Source organism: Pontibacter rufus, from assembly GCF_015694705.1.
Classification (GTDB): Bacteria; Bacteroidota; Bacteroidia; order Cytophagales; family Hymenobacteraceae; genus Pontibacter; species Pontibacter rufus.
Genome location: NZ_JADQDR010000011.1, coordinates 38,663 through 55,532, shown reverse-complemented (window position 1 = coordinate 55,532; position 16,870 = coordinate 38,663). Strand labels below are relative to the sequence as shown.

The following is a 16,870-nucleotide window of genomic DNA, read 5'->3' as shown; positions in this document are numbered from 1 at the left end:
AAAACGCCTGGATACTATCTTTTACCTGATTACTATACTTCCACCTGTTCCATTTTGGGTGCCAGCAAATACATCAGGAACCAGGCCAGCAGGTAAGCAAAGCCACAGATGATAAAGATGATGTTATACCCGGCAGTTATATTTCCTGCATTTTTGTAGATGTCCAGGATAAATCCTACCAGTGCCGGAAAAAGGAAGCCTCCCACAGCGCCTGCCATACCACCAATGCCTACTACAGAACTAACGGCCCGCTTCGGGAATACATCGGAAGCAATGGTGAAGATATTGGCGCTCCAGGCCTGATGTGCCGCCGCCGCAAGGCTAATCAAAGCCACTGCCATCCAGATATCTGTAGCATAACGCGCCGCCATAATGGGTATTACGCACAAGGCAAAAACCAGCATAGCGGTTTTGCGCGCTTTAAACACCGGCCAGCCCTTACGGATAAAGAAAGAAGAGAGATAACCGCCGCCAATGCTGCCAAAGGTAGTAGCCGTGTATACAATTACCAGCGGCAGACTTGGTTTTGTCAGATCCAGGTGGAAAGTAGTTGAGAAATAAGAAGGCAGCCAGAACAGGAAGAACCACCAGATAGGATCGGTCAGGAGCTTACCAAAAATAAAAGCCCAGGTCTGTTTTATACTTAGTAATCTTGCCCAGCTAACAGAGCCTTTCGGTTCTATCACCACCTGCTCGCTGTCGCTGTGGATAAACGCGTATTCTTCAGCAGTGAGCCGTTTGTGGCGGGAGGGTACTTCATAAAATATCAGCCAGAAGACAAGCCATACAAAACCAATAGCGCCGGTTATAATAAAAGCTTCCTGCCAGCCGTAGGCGCCAAGTATGGCCGGCACCATAATAGGGGCCACTACAGCGCCTATGTTGGCCCCGGAATTAAAAATACCGGTTGCCAGGGCACGCTCCCGTTTAGGAAACCATTCAGCAACCGCTTTGATGGCTGCCGGAAAGTTTCCTGCTTCTCCTATACCCAAAGCGGCGCGGGCAGCCCCAAACCCGAAAGTACTTTTAGCCAGAGCATGGCCGATAGCTGCAACGCTCCAAATCACAATGGAGATGGTATAACCCAGTTTGGTTCCTATTTTATCAATTAGCTTTCCGAACACAAGCAACCCCAGCGCATAGGCAGCCGAAAATGCCATGACAATATAACTGTAATCCTGCTCAGACCAGTTGAATTCCTGTTCCAGCGTAGGCTTTAGCAAACCAATAACCTGCCGGTCGAGGTAGTTGATGGTAGTGGCAAAGAACAGCAGGGAGACTACCACCCAGCGGTAATTGCCAATTTTAGGCTGGTTGGTGATAGTTGATGTTTCAGTCTTGAGCATAATTCCGGAAGCTTTAGGTTAATACAGGTTTATTTTCTGCTGTTTTTCACGAGCAGCAGGGCCTGGGTTGTGAGTTCCTGCAACTGCTGGTATTGCTGCTGTTCGAGTATGTCTTTGCTGATGAGCTTGCTGCCCATGCCCACGGCGCACACGCCTGCCTTAAACCAGGCGCTGATGTTCTGCTGGTTCATCTCCACGCCGCCGGTTGGTATAAACAGCTGCCCGGCAAACAACTCTCTGATAGAAGCGACATAAGACGGTCCGAGTATGTTAGCCGGGAAAAGCTTGATGAGGGCAGCATCAGCCTGTTGTGCCACATGAATTTCGGTAGGGGTAAAGCAGCCCGGTATCCACAGCAGGCCGGCTTCATGGGTTATACTTGCTACAGCCGGGTTTACGACCGGACACACAATGTAATCAGCCCCGGCTTTGATGAAAGCCTCCGCCTCCGCAGTTGTCTTGATGGTGCCGATGCCCAGGTGCAGGTCCGCATATTGGTTGCTCAGTTCCTGCTTCAGGTAAGTGAAGTTCTCCAGCGCTGCCGTCCCCCGGTTGGTATACTCCAGCGTCCGGATGCCGGCTTTATACAAGGCTTTTATCACCTGGAGGCTTACCTCCGGATCTTCGTAAAAGAACAGCGGCAGCAGCCCCTGGCTGAGGATGGCCGCCAAGGCATTTTCTTTAGTTTGCATAAGGTACGGTGTTTTTGAGTTCTGCTATGGGCGTGGTGGTTGCATCGCCGGGAATAAACAGCTTTTTGTAGGCAGCCAGCGTTGCCAGTTCCAAAGTATGGGCAGGCGCCAGGTTGTTGTAGAAGCCATAAATAAGGCCGGCCATAAAGCAGTCGCCGCTGCCTACCTTATCCAGTATCTTGTCGGTGTTGTATTCTGTTGAAATCGAAAGAGCGCCGTCTGTATACAAGGCCGTAAAGTAGCGGATTCCCTGTTCCTGCTGGTCGAAGCGGAAGGTGTTGGCAACAATACGGCATCTGGGGAACCGCCTAATGATGGCCTCTGATGTGATGCGGGCATGTTGCGCCAGCTTGTCTTTGTGCTTGGCTTCTGTCAGGCTTTCATCTAAAGCAATGCCCAGCATGGTGTGTGCCGCCCAGATGTTGCCCATTATCAAGTCACAGTGTTGCGCCAGCGCCGGCATTACTTCCTCCGGGGCTTTGCCATACTTCCACAGCTTGGCGCGGTAGTTCAAGTCGAGCGAAACAGTGATTCCTTTCTGTGTGGCTATCTGCAGGGCTTCTGCACATACATCGGCCACTGCCTGCGTAATAGCGGGACAGATGGCGCTGAAATGAAACCAGCTGACACCTTCAAAAACAGCATCCCAGTTTATCATGCCGGGCCTGAGGGTGGCAAAAGCTGAGCCGCTCCTGTCGTAAATGACGCCTGTATTTTTAAGGTCTTTCCCTTTGGCAAGATAGTACAGGCCGAGGCGATCACCATGATAAAAGGTATCGCGCATCTGTACCTGCTGGTTCTGCAGGTAAGTGACCAGCTCACCGGAGATATAGTTGTCGGGCAGCGCTGTGAGGTAGGCTGACGGAATGCCCCATCGGGCTAAAGCCGTGGCCACGTTGGCCTCGGCGCCGCCCACGTAAAAAGGAAGGCTGTTTTCCTCCAGCCATTGCCCGTTTTCATCTGGACAAATCCGAAGCAAAAGCTCGCCGAACGAAAGCACTTTTCCCATACAAGCTGCTTAAAAGTTAAAGTATGATTTTGCGTTATAATAGCTGATGTTCTCCACCATCTGGCCTAGCCATTCCATTTCGCTGGCAGGCAATTCACCCTGCTCCACATCATTGCCAAGCAGGTTGCAAAGTATCCTTCTGAAATATTCGTGCCGCGGAAAAGACATAAAGCTCCTGGAGTCGGTCAGCATACCTACAAAGCGGCTCAGCAGGCCCATGTTAGAAAGCGCATTCAGTTGCTTTTCCATGCCGTCCTTCTGGTCCAGAAACCACCAGGCGGACCCATACTGTATTTTACCCGGTGTGCTGCCATCATTAAAGTTGCCAATCATCGTGGCATACAGTTCGTTCTGTGCCGGGTTCAGGTTGTAAAGTATGGTCTTGGCCAGCTGGTTTGAATTATCGAGCCTGTCCATGAACCTGGACAAAGGGCGGGCTACATCAAAATCGCCGATGGAATCAAAACCGGTGTCGGCGCCCAGCTCACGCATCATGCGGGTGTTGTTATTGCGCAAAGCTCCGAGGTGGAACTGCTGTGTCCAGCCTTTGGCGTGGTCCAGCAGGGCCAGGTGCACCAGCATGGCTGACTTAAACTGCAGCACTTCCTGCTGGTTCAGCGGTTTTTTCTGCAGTGCTTTCTGCAGGATATCTTCAATTTCCGTGTCGGTATAAGCGGCGGCATACATGGTTTCCAGGCCATGATCGGAGAGGCGGCAGCCGTTGGCATGGAAAAAGTTATGGCGTTGCTCCAGGGCACCGAGCAACTGCCGGAAACTGCCGATAGAAATGCCGGATGCCTGCTCCAGTTTCTGAAGGTAAGATAAGAAGCCTGTCTGGTCTTCGATAGCCATGGCTTTGTCTGCCCTGAAAGCGGGAAGCACCTGTACCGCAAAATTATCTGCTTTGATTTTCTGATGGTGTTCCAGGGTATCAACAGGGTCATCAGTGGTGCAGACCACGGCAACATTCATCTTCAGCAGGATATTGCGAACACTGTAGGCATCTGTTTGCAGCAGTGCCGAACAGGTTTCATAAATTTCCCTGGCTGTTTCAGGCTTCAGGATCTTGTTTACTCCAAAGTACCTTTTAAGCTCGAGGTGTGTCCAGTGATAAAGTGGGTTACGCATGGTATAGGGCACTGTTTCAGCCCACTTCTCAAACTTCTCAAAGTCGTCCGCATCGCCGGTGCAATACCTCTCCGGAATACCATTGGTGCGCATGGCACGCCACTTATAATGATCGCCTTCCAGCCAAATCTGTGTCAGGTTGTCAAACTTTCTGTCGTTGGCAATTGCTTCAGGCGACAGGTGGCAATGGTAATCAATGATGGGCATGTTTTGGACATGCCCGTGGTATAACTGTTGGGCAGTTTTTGTTTCTAAAAGAAAGTTCTCGTCAATGAATGACATCTGTATGTTAGTATAGGTTCAGTGATAATTCTTCACAGGACTGCTGTGTTCACACAGGTACCCGCTTAAGCTTTATTCATTTGCTTTTCAGTAAGCAGCAGTTGCTGCAGGTGTGCTGTTACCATGTCCGGCAATCCTGCTACCTGAGTTAAATCTGTATCCCAGAAATCTTTGTTGGCGAGCACCCGGCCTACCACTTCAGCGGCAGACCCGTTTTCCCATGCCTGTGCAAAGAAATGGAGTACTTCCGGGGTATCGTTCAGTGGTATGGCCTCGCCATTCCACACTCCTTTATAAAAAAGGATGAGGGCAGCCAGGGCATGCAGCAGCTTGTCGGGCAGGCGGCCGGTGCGTTTTTTATACTCGAGCACCGATGGCAACACCCGCACTTTATACTTGGCAACGGCATTCAGCGCAATCGAAATCAGTTCGTGACGGATAAAAGGATTGCGGAAGCGATCGAGCACATCACGGGCAAACTGCTCCAACTCAGCTTCAGGTAAATCCAACGTCGGGATAATCTCCCGGAAAATAGCCTCACGGACAAACGTGCCTGCCTGCTCATCTTCCACCGCCTCGCGCACGGTGCGCAGGCCCAGCAGATAAGCTACCGGCACCAGGACGGTATGCGCACCGTTCAGGATGCGAACTTTGCGGGTGCGGTAAGGCGTAAGGTCTTCTACAAGTTTAACCTGCAGGCCCGCTTCCCCGGCAGGGAAGGCCTGCTGCACTGACGCCGGCGCCTCCAGCACGAGCAGGTGATAAGGTTCTGCCTGCACCACCAGCTTGTCTTCGTAGCCCAACTGCTGCTGAATTTCAATGATATTCTCTTTCGGAAAACCGGGTACAATGCGGTCCACGAGCGTGTTGCAGAAAATAAGGTGCTCCTGTACCCAGCCAGAAAATTCTGCCGGCAGGTTCCAGGTCTGCGCGTACTGCAGCACGACCTGCCGCAAAGCATCGCCATTATTCTCAATCAATTCTGTCGGGATGATGGTAAGGCCGCTGCCGGCTGCGCCATCGAAGTGCCTGAAACGGTGGTAAAGCAAAGCGGTGAGTTTGCCCGGAAAGCTGGCAGGGATGGCGTTTATACTTGTATCCCGCTCATCGTAAGCAATACCCGCTTCGGTGGTGTTGGAGAAGATGAATGCCAGGTCGGGGTTCTCGCCATACTTCAGGTAAGCGTCATAATCATCATAAGGGTTCGAGGCGCCTGCAATGCAGGTAATCAGCCGCTTCTCCTGCAAAAGCCTGCCATCCTGAATGCCGCTCAGCAATACATGATACAAGCCATCCTGCTGCTGCAGGGCCTGGATAATGCTGCGGCTTCTATCGCGGGGCTGCACCACCTGCACATCGCCGTTAAAGGCAGCTTTTTCATTCAGAATATCAATTATCCAGTCCACAAAGCCGCGCAGGAAATTGCCTTCACCAAACTGAAGGACTTTTACGGGCCGCTGCGTTGCTGCTGGCGCTGTTTCCCGGTTTAATGGCTGTATACTATCTTTGTTCATGTGGATAAAAGGAAATCTTTTTAGCTGTTATACTTGATGCCGCTGTAAGGTGAAACCGTTATACTATACATGCGATCGATTGTAACCACATGTAAAAACATTTCCGCCGATGCCAGCTCACCGGCAAGGCGGATGAGAACTTACTCTCGTTTGTTTCGCAATGTTGAGTTCCTGATAATCAATTCCGGCTTTAGCACTGTTTTCTGAGGAACAAATTTTTTGTCGGCTGCTTTGTAGTTTTCGAAAAATAGTTCAGCCACCAGGTTGCCCATCGTTATACTACGCTGATCTATAGTGGTAAGCGTAGGGTCAGTAAAAGAGGTAAAGGGCTCGTTGCCAAAACCTGCCAGGGCAATTTGAGCCGGTATACTGATTTTACGCTCCTTTAGCACCTGCATGGCGCCCATGGCACCGTAGTCGCTGGCAGAGAAAACGGCGTCCGGCAGTTGCTTCAGCTTCAGGAGCTGCAGCATACTTTCGCGGCCGTCCTCCAGCTGCATGTTGCTTTTCACTACCAGTTCTTCTTCAAAAGGAATATCATGGGCTTTCAGCGCATCCGTGTATCCCCGGAAACGCTCTTTGTAAATGCTTATCTGGCTTGGGCTGGTAAAGTGAGCAATGCGGCGGCAACCCTGCTGGATCAGGTGGTCCACTATTTTGTATGCGCCTAAATAGTCATCAATTACTACCTGGCTCACTTCCAGCAAATCGGTTGTTCTGTCGAAGAGCACCAGCGGCATTCCCTGGGTGATAGCCTTTTTGAAGTGGTCGAAGTTGTTTGTTGTCTTTGCGATGGAAGCAATAATGCCGTCTACACGGGCACTCAGCAGCGCATCAACAGTCTGCACCTCTTTTTCATAGAGGTCGTAAGACTGGCAGATGATAACTTTATAGTTCAGGTTGTTTGCAATCTCCTCAATGCCCCGCACCACCGAGGCGAAAAAGCTTCGGTCGGCTGTGGGTACAATTACGCCGATAATGTAGCTTTTGCCATTGCGCAGCGCCGCCGCGATGTTGTTTGGCTGGTAGTCCAGCTGTTTGGCGGTCTTGAGTACAGCTTTGCGGGTTGCTTCGCTGATCCTGGGATTATTGTTTAAGGCGCGCGACACAGTGGAAGCCGTTATGTTCAGCTTCGCAGCAATGTCTTGTATCGTTACCTTTGGTTTGTTTGCCATTTCAGTTATATATGCCTGCGGATGCTTTGTAATCAGCCAGTATTGCATCCATTGTAGCGGGCGTGTTGCCCTTGCTCACAAGTATGGCGCGGCTCAAAGCCATTTCCGGCTTGTGGGCGCCTCCTATAACCGCCGCGATGCTGCCCGGTACATTGAACAGAACCGTCATCAGCTACTTGAGATCGGCCGGTGCTACTTTGTCCATGTCGTTATAGTCCAGGTTTTCTCCGGCCATGCCCCAGATAAAAGTATAATTGGAAGTACCGGCACCGCTATGGATAGACCAGGGCGGCGAAATGACCGCCTGCTGGTTTTTTACCCACAGGTGGCGCGTTTCGGATGGCTCGCCCATAAAATGGCATACCACCTGGTCTTCCGGCAGGTTAAAGTATAAATAAGCCTCCATTCGCCGGTCGTGAGTATGGGCGGGCATTGTGTTCCATACGCTGCCGGGCATCAGATCGGTAAGGCCCATCTGCAACTGGCAGGTTTCTACTACGGAGTTGATAAGCAGTTTGCGGATAGTACGGTGGTTAGAGTTTTCCAGCGACCCCGTCTCAACTGTTTCTGCCTGTTCCAGCGATACTTTTTTGGTAGGATAAGGGTGGTGCGCAGGGGCAGAGTTGAAGTAAAATGCAGCATTACCCGCTCTGGCAGGCTGGAAGATAACCTTTTTTGTGCCTTTTCCTACATACAAAGCCTCTTTGGTGGCGAGGGTAAATGTTTCTCCGTCTACCACGACAGTGCTTTCCGGCCCGATGTTGATGATGCCCAGTTCCCGTCTGTCCAGGAAGTTCTCTGATTTGAGCGTCGGAAAAGTTTCCAGCTTCAAAGGCGTGTTTACCGGGGTGGCGCCACCTACAATCAACCTGTCATATAAAGTATACACCACCTGTATCTTGTCATCTTGGAAAAGATCCTCAATCAGGAAGTGCTCGCGCAGTTTAGTGGTGTCATAAGCTTTGGCATCGAGGGGGTGGCTGGCGTGCCTGGTGGTGTAGTGTATACTCATTGATTTATACTTTAACTTGTGTAACCGTTTGCGCAATTTATAATAGATTTTGATTAAATGTTGTAATATGCTTCAAAAAATTAAAAATTAAATAGCGTAGGGAAAATAGTGAGTAAGTACTGCTATTTATTGAACAGGCCATTTTTGATTTTAAACGAGGTTTTTAAATAATATTTACAAGTTGTGGCAATAAAATTTGTATATCTAAATTGATTTTCATAAAATGCAATCGTTTGCGCAAGCAATCAACTGCTGACAGTAAGTGATTAGTCAGTATCAGACCTCATGGAGCGTTGGTTTTATATGCAGTCTGGCGTTCGGGTATAAGCTGCCGCAGCCTAGAAGATAGCTGGGCAAGCTTGTTTTATCTGCCGGAATAAGCTTAAGCCGTTGGCCTCCCTGTAAATTCCTTTGGATGCCGGAGATTAGGGTTTAAAGCATTTAAGATAATAATCAAACAATTTAACAATAACTAAATTTTACCTATGCAAAACGCTATACTCAGAAAGGTTAGGTATCTGTTTGTGATACCGCTTTTCCTTACAGCCATGACAGCGGCTCTGGCGCAGGGCTTCTCTGTAAAAGGGAAAGTGACTGATGAAAAAGGGGAAGGTTTGCCAGGCGTGACGGTGCTCCTGAAAGGGACAACGCAAGGCACTGCTACAGGCGTGGATGGCAGTTATACCTTGCCCCTGGCAGATGGAGATGGCACACTGGTATTCTCCTTTATAGGTTATGAGCCGCAGGAGGTGCCCGTAAATGGGCAGTCAACCATTAATGTGTCTCTTTCGCCCGATGCAGAAGCCCTGGAGGAGGTAGAAATTGTGTCTATCGGTTATGGAACAATTAAGAGAGAGAACTTAACCGGAGCGGTGTCATCCATGTCGGGCGCTGAACTGAAAAAGATACCTGTTTCCAGCGTAGCTGAGGCCATGACCGGCAGAATGCCTGGCGTGCAGGTAACGACTACCGATGGTGCCCCGGGTGCAGAAATCGTAGTCCGTGTGCGCGGCGGCGGTTCTGTTACACAGGATAATTCTCCCTTATACATCGTCGACGGCTTTCCGGTGGGAAGCATAAATGATATAGCGCCATCCGACATTGCAAGCATAGACATTCTTAAAGATGCAGCTTCAGCAGCTATTTATGGCGCCCGAGGTGCAAATGGTGTTGTTATTATTACCACTAAAAGTGCCAAGAGCGGCAAAACCTCTGTTTCTTATAATGGCTATGTGCAGGCCAGGGCTTTGCCAAGAAAGTTAGAAGTATTATCTCCTTACGAGTTTGTGCTGGCGCAGTATGAATATGCCAAATTGAGAGGTACAACCGATGTAGAAAATTTTACCAGGTACTTTGGCGTGTACGACGACCTGGAACTCTATAAAAGACAGCGCGGAACCGATTGGCAGGAAGAACTATTTGGGGATGCGGCCTTGTCGCAGTTTCATAACCTGAGTATTACAGGAGGAACGGACAAGACAAAAATGAGCTTTAGTGTTACCAATAACAAAGATGAAGGCTTGATGATAGGTTCTGCTTACGAAAGAACCTACCTTAACTTTAAGCTGAACCATGAGATTTCCAAATCACTGAAAATTGATTTGGCTACGCGGTTTTCAAATACCAACATAGATGGCGCCGGTACTTCAGGCAGTTCCAGCATAAGGATATCCGATGGAATAACGACACGCCCTGTAAACGGTATAGCTGATGCCATAGAAATTGATCCGTCTGAAGCGGATGCCAGCAATGATTATGAAGATTTTCTGAGAAGTATGATCAGTCCGCCGGAGCTTGCTGCGCAGGACTACAGAAACAGAGTGAACAAAACGCTCAACATGAGCGCTGCTCTTTCGTGGTTTATTACAAAAGACCTGATGTATCGTTCTGAGTTTGGCGCTGATTTTAACTTTGGTGAAAATAAACGCTACTACGGCCCTTTAACCGGCGAATCCAGGAACGTGGGCGGTAACCTGCCCTTAGGAGAAATTACGAATTCACAGGGGCAAAAATATCGCTGGGCCAACACCCTTAATTATACTTTAAAACGGAACGATATTCATGACCTGAACCTGCTGGTAGGGCAGGAGTTGATTCAGAGTACAGGTTTCTCCAGATTTCAGAGAGCTAAATATTTTGCCGAGAACCTGGAACCTGAAGTGCTTTTCGCCAACATGGCTTTGGGTACTCCTGACAGGCAGTCGACCTATGTAGATATTCCGGACCATCTTTTATCTTTCTTTGGCCGCGCCAACTACCAGCTGATGAACAAATATCTGTTTACCTTAACCGTTCGTGCGGATGGGTCCAGCAAATTTGCTCCTGGTAACCAATGGGGCATCTTCCCGGCGGCTGCAGCTGCATGGCGAATTTCTGAAGAAGACTTTATGGATCAGTTTCCCGTGGTAACGGACCTGAAGTTGCGTCTTAGCTATGGTGAAGCCGGGAATAACCGCATCGGGGATAATGCATTCAGACGCACGTATGCCATCTCTGACAACAGACCAATTGGTTTCGGCGATGTTGCGCAGCCATACTATGTGGCCGCATCAGACGTGCTGGTAAATCCTGCGCTGAAATGGGAAACCACTGTAACCAGAAATGCCGGTCTTGACTTCGGCTTATTCAACGATCGCCTGTATGGTACTTTTGATGCTTACTGGAATATCACCAAAGATCTGTTGGTAGAGTCAGACATCCCGCCTTATCTGGGCTATACAAAACAGTTGCGTAACATCGGACAAACGTCTAACAGAGGAGTAGAACTGGGCCTGAATGGCAGTATTGTACAGACAGAAGATTTTACACTTACAGCAAACTTCAATATAGGCATAAACCGCTTTAAAATTGATGAGTTGGATGGTGTAGACAGCAAGGTGTTTTATTCAAACTGGGCTGGTACAGACCTGAAGGAGCGGGATGATTACAGAGTAAATGTTGGTGAAACTGTTGGCCTGATGTATGGCTATGTTACAGACGGATATTATACTGTTGATGATTTTCAGGCATACGACCCTAATACAAACAGGTATACTCTGAAAGAAGGAGTTGCTGATATCGGCTCTTACCTTGGTGGTATTACGCTAAGGCCCGGCGTGTTAAAGCTTAAAGATTTAGATGGAGATGGGGTGATAACGCCGGGAGGTGACCGTCAGATTATTGGCAGCGCCCTGCCAAAGCATAGTGGTGGCTTTGGTTTGAATGCTACCTATAAAGGCTTTGATTTCTCCGCTTTCTTTAACTGGGTGTACGGCAACGACGTGTACAATACCGGCAAGATATCATTCAACATGCTCCACAGAACCTATTATGGCAACATGCTGAACACAATGAATTCTGACAACAGGTTCAAATACATCGATGCAAACGGTGAGTTGGTTACAGACCTGGAGGCGTTACGGGAGCTGAATCAGAATGCTACCATCTGGTCGCCCTTCTCTATGGGAACGGCCTCGCCGGTAATTCACTCCTGGGCTATTGAAGATGGTTCTTTCCTGCGGTTGAGCAATGTTACATTGGGATACTCGCTACCTGAAAACTTAATATCCAAAATTGGTCTGAACCAGCTCAGGGTGTATGGCACTGTGTATAATGCGTGGCTATGGACAAATTATTCAGGATATGATCCGGAGGTAAGCGCCACCAGAAGCAGTTCTTACGCAGCGCTTACTCCCGGGGTAGACTACTCAGCCTATCCAAAAAGCCGCACATTCACCCTGGGCGTTAATGTTACTTTCTAATACCAATTCACTAAGTATATCAATCATGCGCAAGATGAAAAACATATTTATATACAGCGTTGTGACAGTGGCACTGCTCTTCACTTCATGCGAAGATTATCTGGACACAAATTCTCCCTCGTCTTTTACCCAGGATTATATCTTCAGCAGCGAAGCGGATGCAGCCAAGGCCGTTTATGGAATCTACGCGCTTTTCAATCAGGATGCATACACGTCCAGGCTTTCCAGCAACTTTATGGGTAACACCGACATTGAAGCCGGGGGCGTGAGTGGTTCACCCGACAATGCCCGGCGTGATGTCTGGTCTTTTGAGGCCACAGCAAGCAATAGTGATGTAAGAGTTGTCTGGAACAATGCCTACAACGCCATCAACAGAGCGAACGAGGCTATTGAAGGGATTGAAAACAGCGCCTTATACCAACAGGGCAACCCAACGATGAATCAATTATTGGGAGAAGCTTTAACGCTGCGCGCTTACTGGTATTATTATCTGGTAAACCTTTGGGGTGATGTGCCCTTTAAAACAACACCTACCAAAGCGGGAGATGAGTTTTACCTGCCAAGGACTGACAGAAATGAAATCCTTACGCAGCTTATCCAGGATTTGATCGAGATAGAGCCGAAAATGATGTGGGCAGATCAACTGGATTTTGGTATAGAGCGCATCAACAGGGAGTTTGTGATGGGTATGATTGCGCGCCTGTCGTTAACGCGTGGCGGCTATGCCCTTTATCCTGACATGTCGGTAAAAAGAAGCGACGACTACCTGGAGTATTACCAGATTGCCAACACCTACACTAAAAAGCTGGTAAATACAAAGCCCCATAGCCTTAACCCTGATTTTGGAGAAGTGTTCCGCAATGAGGTTGAATATATCTCTCCTGAGAATAGCGATGTGCTTTTTGAAGTTGCTTTTCATCCTGGCTTCGGTGATGTGGCCTGGAATAACGGTGTCAGGGTGGATGCCGGAACGCATCCATATGGATCCGGCTCTAACTACATAAGCCTCCCAGTAAGTTATTTTTATTCTTTTGATACACTGGATACACGCCAGGGGGTAACATGCTCATTGGTTTACTACGACAAGAATTTATTGCAGCAACCGGTCGATGTTACTTCTATTGCGCCGGGCAAATGGAACAGGTTGTGGCTGCAAACACCTCCGGGGGCAGCTTCTGCCAAAGGCACCGGTGTTAACTGGCCGGTGATGCGCTATTCTGATGTGCTGCTAATGCTGGCCGAGACAGAGAATGAAATTTCCGGCGGGCCTACAGGCGAGGCCAAAGAGGCACTCAGGCAAGTACGCCAGCGCGCTTTCCCGCAATCCGCCTGGCCAGCCAAGGTGGACGAATACATTAGCGCGGTTTCAGGAAAGGAGGCGTTTTTTAATGCTATAGTAGATGAAAGGGCCTGGGAGTTTGGCGGTGAAGGGTTGCGCAAGTATGATCTCATCCGCTGGGGCCTGTACGGTGAAAAAGTGGCTGAGACCAGGCGGACACTTATTCAAATGGGGCTGGATGCTTACAACAATGCCGGCGAATACGCGAAGTACCCTGATTACCTTTATTACAAGCGGAACGCTGATGGCACCATAACCTATCTGAATAAATTCAGAAGACCTGCTGTTGTGCCGCCTGTAGTAGATTCGCCAAACAAAGGCGATAATCCGGATGGCTACTACAGCACTACCTGGTTGCGGGGCCTGATTAATACCACCACCATGGGGCCTGCTGATTATATACTTAGAAACTGGAGAGGTTATCAGGACGACTCCGGCATGTCGCCGGTTAGATACATCCTGCCAATCCCGAGCGAAACAGTTACCGGCAGCCTGGGAGTGTTAAAAAATGACGGATACGGGTTTTAAACAAAAAAACTAAATATTATGGACAGCACGTATTTCAATATAAAGTATATTTTTCTGGGCCTGATCTCAGCCCTCCTTCTCCTGACAGCCTGCGAGAAAGAAGAAGAGTTAACAGGCCCCGACCGGCTTTTCAGACCTGTACAAAAAGGGCTGATGGAGTCGCAGGGAAACTGGATTTCAGCATCCTGGCAAAAGAACAAGGGCGCTGTTGCCTACAAGGTTGAAATTAGCCGGGATACCTTCAAAACGATTGATTATTCAGTAGAGGTTGATACCAACGCCATTGTATTTGAAGACCTGCTGTGGGATCAGTTATACCAGATTCAGGTACAGGCGCTGGCTCAGGATCCGTCTAAAAATTCCGGCTTATCATTTCTGGGTGAGATGAAAACTGCAAAGTTTCCTACCATCCTGGTTACGCCCACCTCAAATGATGTAACCGATGTTGCCGCCATCGTGCGTTGGACCAACAGCGGAGATGCGGTAACCTCAATTAAGGTACTGAATGCCGCAGATAGCTCTCTAGTGAGCGAAGTAGCGCTTACCGCAGATGATATTGCCGCCCAGCAAAAAGTAGTTACCGGGCTAACGGGCGCTACCGGATACATTATTTACCTGTATAGCGGTGAGACCATGAGAGGCTGGGAAAATTACACCACAAAAGTACCGCTCGTATTCCCAAATAGTAATATAATTGACCTGAGAGGAATAAAAGACAATCCGGAAGCATTGTATGAAGCCCTGCAAACGGCACCATCGGGGAGCGTTATTATCCTGGAAAGAGGCCTGACATACAACATTCCTTCTACAACAAGTTTAAACGGTTCTGTTACAATTTTAAGCGGGCTTGGCTTTGATGACATTGCCAGTATTAAGTTTAGCAGCAATTTTGACCTGTCAGAAGGCGCTGCTATTGACTCTGTAAAGTTCAGTAATGTTTCGATGCGCGGTGATTTTGGAGGGGGCTATGTCATGAACATATCAAAGGGAGGTACTGTCGGCAAGGTGATCTTTAATGCCTGCCAGATCCAGAGTTTCAGGGGAGTAGCCAGAATCAAATCATCTTCTCCGGTTCTGATTTCAGATTTTACCTACCAGAACTGTGTGATTGATAGTATAAATGGATACGGCGTGCTTAACGTTGATAATACAGCTGCCATGGTAGAGAACATTACAATCCGCAACAGTACCATTTACAAGGCGCAAAATGTATTAGTAAGCAAGTCTGCTTCAAATTCTGTGCTGATTGAGAATTGCACTTTCAACGAAGCTCCGCTGAGCGGCAATTACTTTGTGAACTACAATAGCAATGATGTTGCCTCGCTGATTAAAATCTATAACTGCATCATAGGCCCGGGCTGGGCCAAACCCGGAGAAACAAGTACAGGCGTTAAAGGGATTGTAGCAGGTGCCAGCACAAGTATAGATTTAAAGGGTACTTACAGCACTTCAGATTATAGTAATATCTCAGATCCATTACCCAATCTGATTTCTTATGACAAGGCATCTACTTACTTATTTGCAGATCCGGCTAACGGAAACTTTACCCTTGTCGATAGAACTTTCGGTGGCTATAACAGTGCCGGAGATCCGAGATGGAGACCATAGTTTATTTTAACCTGCCAGTTGCAGCCATACAAACTGCAACTGGTAGCTAATATGTTTTAGTGGACTGAGTTCATGCTACAAGTATAATTTATACTTAAAGACCAGCAGGCAAAGTATAAGCAATCCCTTTGATGAAAGATGGAGCGGAACTTTACCGTTTCCGGCAGTTCATTCCTTTAGATTCTCTTAAAATAGCACCCTATGATCCACCAGGTAAAGTTCCGGACCATCTGCGCATTCTTACTGTTTTATACCTTGCATGTGGGCGAAGTAAACGCCCAGAACCTGAAGCAGGTATTTCGTGAAACGTTTACGGTGAGCGTGACCAACCCGCTGGCGCAGCCGCGCAGCGATGTAGCCGCTTTTATACCTGCCACAGAAATCCGGAATGCGATACCGGCTTTTAACCCGGATGCTTTTGTGGTGCTTGATGGTAAGAAAGAGATCCCCAGCCAGTATAACAGCAAGGATAACCTGCAAGCGGGCATCATACTGGTGCTGGACCAAATGGCGCCAAAAGCAGCGCGTACGCTCACCATTCGCTACAATGAGAAGGGCACCTATCAGCACAAGTATGCCAAACGCACGCAGGCAGAGCTTTCCAACAAGTTTGGCGGCCACTTCGAAAACAAGAAATACATTGGCGGGGAGTTCCGGAACGTAGATTCGCTGCGGGTGCCCGACGAGCATACCGACCACTCCTTCTTTATCCGCTACGAAGGCCCCGGCTGGGAGTCGGATAAGGTGGGCTACCGCTTTTACCTGGACTGGCGCAACGGTACGGATGTGTTCGGCAAAACAACCCCGGATATGGTCTTGCAGCAGGTGGGCCTGGATGGCTTTGACTCATACCACGAACTGCAGCCCTGGGGCATGGATGTGCTGAAAGTGGGCAAATCGCTGGGTGTGGGCACGCTGGGTATGTTTGTAGAGGACCATGCACAGCGGATAGAAAAAACAGACAGCATCATCAGCAAAATAACCGAGAACGGGCCTGTATACTCGTCCATTCTCACCAACTACTATGGCTGGCAGGTAGCGGGCCAGGACCTGGATGTGCAGTCGCTGCTAAGTATACATGCCGGCACGCGCCTGACGCACCACCAGGTACAGGTAACAGGCGGCACACCGGAAAACCTGGTTACCGGCCTCAACAAAGACAAAACTGCCCGGCTCTTCAAAAGTAAAGGGAATGACAAACAGTGGGGCTACCTGGCTACCTACGGAGCGCAGAGCCTGAACAAAGACAAACTGGGCATTGCCGTACTTTTCCGCCCGCAGGACTTTATGGCATTTACAGAAGATGCCAATAGCCACGTGGTGAAGCTAAAGCCAACCAACGGCAAGCTCGACTACTATTTCCTGGCTGCCTGGGAATTGGAACCGCAGGGCATTAAAACCGAGGAACAGTTCCTGGAATACCTCAACAAAACCGCGCAGGAGCTGGCGGCACCTGTTCAGGTGCATGTCAATAGCAGCAAGTAACGCCAAACCAAA

General features: G+C 48.9%; 12 protein-coding genes. 4 read left to right on the top strand and 8 right to left on the bottom strand.

The annotated features are described in order from the left end of the window. Positions 1–32 precede the first annotated feature (32 nt). The 8 genes from I2I11_RS17340 to kduI all read right to left on the bottom strand — a co-directional run bounded on the left by I2I11_RS17340 (position 33) and on the right by kduI (position 8,158). Positions 33–1,346 carry an MFS transporter gene (locus tag I2I11_RS17340; RefSeq protein WP_196269002.1) on the bottom strand — a complete coding sequence of 438 codons (1,314 nt, stop codon included), beginning with the start codon at positions 1,344–1,346 and terminating at the stop codon, positions 33–35. A 29-nt stretch (positions 1,347–1,375) separates the two neighbouring features. After that, entirely contained in the window at positions 1,376–2,038 is a 663-nt protein-coding gene (locus I2I11_RS17335; RefSeq protein WP_196269001.1) for a beta/alpha barrel domain-containing protein, read from the bottom strand. Then, positions 2,028–3,047: a sugar kinase gene (locus I2I11_RS17330; RefSeq protein ID WP_196269000.1), complete on the bottom strand. Its 1,020-nt coding sequence runs from the start codon at positions 3,045–3,047 to the stop codon at positions 2,028–2,030. The genes I2I11_RS17335 and I2I11_RS17330 overlap by 11 nt, the downstream gene beginning before the upstream one ends. Positions 3,048–3,056: 9 nt before the next feature. After that, on the bottom strand, positions 3,057–4,457 hold the full coding sequence (gene uxaC / locus I2I11_RS17325; protein ID WP_196268999.1) for a glucuronate isomerase: 1,401 nt from the start codon (positions 4,455–4,457) through the stop codon (positions 3,057–3,059). A gap of 65 nt (positions 4,458–4,522) precedes the next feature. Next, entirely contained in the window at positions 4,523–5,956 is a 1,434-nt protein-coding gene (locus I2I11_RS17320) for a tagaturonate reductase (RefSeq protein WP_196269104.1), read from the bottom strand. Between the two features lie 155 nt (positions 5,957–6,111). Continuing rightward, positions 6,112–7,146, bottom strand: coding sequence for a LacI family DNA-binding transcriptional regulator (locus I2I11_RS17315; protein ID WP_196268998.1), 1,035 nt, complete (start codon positions 7,144–7,146; stop codon positions 6,112–6,114). A 1-nt stretch (position 7,147) separates the two neighbouring features. After that, the gene (locus I2I11_RS17310; RefSeq protein ID WP_196268997.1) at positions 7,148–7,315 is read right to left on the bottom strand and encodes a hypothetical protein; all 168 of its coding nucleotides are present in this window, start codon (positions 7,313–7,315) and stop codon (positions 7,148–7,150) included. Between the two features lie 3 nt (positions 7,316–7,318). Then, positions 7,319–8,158, bottom strand: a complete 840-nt coding sequence (kduI, locus tag I2I11_RS17305) for a 5-dehydro-4-deoxy-D-glucuronate isomerase (protein ID WP_196268996.1) — start codon at positions 8,156–8,158, stop codon at positions 7,319–7,321. Positions 8,159–8,643: 485 nt separating this feature from the next. On the opposite strand from kduI, the gene I2I11_RS17300 reads away from it, so the two are divergent. The 4 genes from I2I11_RS17300 to I2I11_RS17285 all read left to right on the top strand — a co-directional run bounded on the left by I2I11_RS17300 (position 8,644) and on the right by I2I11_RS17285 (position 16,858). Beyond that, positions 8,644–11,898: a SusC/RagA family TonB-linked outer membrane protein gene (locus I2I11_RS17300; protein ID WP_230680390.1), complete on the top strand. Its 3,255-nt coding sequence runs from the start codon at positions 8,644–8,646 to the stop codon at positions 11,896–11,898. A 34-nt stretch (positions 11,899–11,932) separates the two neighbouring features. Beyond that, positions 11,933–13,765, top strand: coding sequence for a RagB/SusD family nutrient uptake outer membrane protein (locus tag I2I11_RS17295; protein WP_196268995.1), 1,833 nt, complete (start codon positions 11,933–11,935; stop codon positions 13,763–13,765). 18 nt (positions 13,766–13,783) lie between these two features. Further along, the gene (locus tag I2I11_RS17290) at positions 13,784–15,373 is read left to right on the top strand and encodes a DUF5123 domain-containing protein (RefSeq protein ID WP_196268994.1); all 1,590 of its coding nucleotides are present in this window, start codon (positions 13,784–13,786) and stop codon (positions 15,371–15,373) included. A 201-nt stretch (positions 15,374–15,574) separates the two neighbouring features. After that, positions 15,575–16,858 carry a DUF4861 domain-containing protein gene (locus I2I11_RS17285; protein WP_196268993.1) on the top strand — a complete coding sequence of 428 codons (1,284 nt, stop codon included), beginning with the start codon at positions 15,575–15,577 and terminating at the stop codon, positions 16,856–16,858. Positions 16,859–16,870 lie beyond the last annotated feature (12 nt).